Here is a 2,391-nt window from a genome sequence, read left to right on the forward strand (position 1 = left end):
ATGTTCGACTTGAATCTTCAGTGGGCGGCCCATTTCGATGACTGTCTGTGATGAGATGGCACTATTATATCATTATGTAAACACCCTCTAAGCGCGGCTGGCACAACGACTGCCCAGCCGCCAGGCAAGCGCGGCCGGACGTTCTGTTAAGCAGGTTAATCCCCGCTGACGCTGCGAAAAGTTCGATTCGTTTAGTGAAGTAATGTCTTCGCCTCGTCGCAGCATCCGTCCCCGCGCATGAATAACCTGCATATCACGAGGTCATGCAGGCCTGCTGCATTATCAGGAGACAGCTCCATGTTTAATGTGAACCGTCTACTACGCTCACGTCAGCGACCCGAAACCGCAGAGCAACCAGCGAATGAAACCGCGCGGCCAAGCGAACCACCTCGTCCGATGGAGGGCGTACTCGGACCGCTACTGACCAATCCGCAGCGACGCACGAGTGCCAATACATCGGCCTCCGCCACCAGGACGCCGGGGAGCCCACGATTGGCACGTCCGCCTCGGTCATCTGCGCGCTCGCCGATTCAGCAACCTGCAATGGCAGGTGCGCCGACGTCGCCGCCGAGCCTGGAAGACGACGTTAGCTCCTGGCTTTCCGAGAGCCTGCCGCATGCAGAGAGAATACGTACCGGCTACAACATGCACGACCACACGGGGGATACCTCCCGGCAGGCCCTGCAGGATGTGGCAAACTCGATTCTGCGTGTAGCCGCCGCCGGCGAAACCCGCCTTGAACTGCACTACGGTTTACCTGCCACAACACTGCCCGATGGGATCTGCGAGCTCCAAACGCTACGGGAACTCTCGTTGGCCAATACGGGACTGACGTCGCTCCCGGACAACCTGGGACAACTTCGTGGGCTCCGCCGCCTTACGGTGGCTGCCACGCTGGGTCTGAAAAAACTGCCGGCGTCGATAACACGCTTGCCTGTCTTGGAAATCCTTCAGCTGACTACAACCCCGTTGGCCGAGCTGCCAGAAGACCTGGGGCGCATGCAAAGTCTGCGCGAGCTTATCCTGGGTGGCGGGAGCTATGAACGATTGCCGGCCAGCGTGACTGACCTGGCAAGTTTGACTCGCTTAGCGGTGTCGAGTTCGCGCCATTTAAAGGGATTGCCCGAAAACATCGGAAAAATGCGGCAGCTCAGGTTGCTGAAACTTGAGTCAAATGACAGCCTAGAGCAATTACCGCACGGTCTGACTCGGTTGGGCCGGTTGAAAGAACTCAGCCTTTCTTACAACCCTAGGTTGGCACAACTTCCAGAGGATATTGGGCGGCTAAGTAGACTCGAAGTACTGTCGCTGAAAAACTGCGCCGCGCTCCGGACGCTGCCTGACAGTGTAGGGGACCTTTCTCGCCTACAAAAGCTGGATCTACGCGGCACTGGACTGCATGAGCTGCCACCATCCCTGGCTCGACTTCCCGCTGACTGTCAGATCGAGGTGCCGGAGCACCTGAGTGGCCAACTTGCTCTGATACGCATGCCGCACGCCGCTCCGGCTGCACCACAACGGCTGGCCGGCAGAGGGTTGCCACCAGGAGGGGGGGCTCTACGAGTCTGGCCGGACCGTCGTGGAACCGAGGCACCGAATTCGTACGCGCACTGAGCGGCATCGATGCTGACTTGGGTGGCCGTTTTGAAAAGTGGATGCATGGGCTTACCCAAAATGCCGGGCTCTTCAGGCAACCCCTCAGCCCGGCTGACATGACCCTATTGGACCAGGTAGTGGCCGAGGCCATCACGTCTACCGAATTCAGAAGCAGCTTCAGCGAGTTCTTGGCCGAGCATACCGTCAAGACGCTCAACATGGATGGCACGACCCAGGTCGGTGGTCTGGGGCCTGCAGTCCGTGGGGATGTCAGAACAGCGTTCTCGGAAATGCTGAAGCACAAGCTCATGCACACGCAGGATCAAGGGGTTGCGCTGAGCCAGTTGTTGGAGGCCATTCGAAACCGGGACTTGGGACTGACCAGAGGCAGCCTGCTCCACGGCAGGAACGCGCTGACGGGAAAAGAGGAGATATGGCCGCCATTACGGGCTTACGTATCCATGCACGATGTCGAGGGAAAGACCGCACAGGAGGCTGCAACAACCTGGGCCATGGCGCAGTTTGACGAAGCACAGGAAGGTGTCATTGGTGAAGCAGAAGCCAAGAAAGAGTCTGAATGGGCGGAAGTCCAGGCGAACCGCTCAATAGAGCAGCGCGCTCGTGCACTGTTGAGGGAGTGGAGCATCAATTAGTATTCTGTGCCGCTCTGGCAACGGTGCAGGCGCCCTCCTGAGAAATTAGGTGGGGGGTGGATTCGCCCGCGAAGTGCAACAGTCCTATAACGTAGCGGGCCAGGTGTCGTAGCCTGAGCCCCTACACGACCAAGTGGAGTTG

1 pseudogene is annotated in these 2,391 nt (G+C 58.7%); it reads left to right on the forward strand.

The features are described from left to right. Positions 1-645 precede the first annotated feature (645 nt). Positions 646-2,249: pseudogene (xopAE, locus tag XcuCFBP2542_RS18770) on the forward strand (type III secretion system effector XopAE). Positions 2,250-2,391 lie beyond the last annotated feature (142 nt).

The sequence above is a fragment of the Xanthomonas cucurbitae genome, from assembly GCF_002939885.1.
Taxonomy (GTDB): domain Bacteria; phylum Pseudomonadota; class Gammaproteobacteria; order Xanthomonadales; family Xanthomonadaceae; genus Xanthomonas; species Xanthomonas cucurbitae.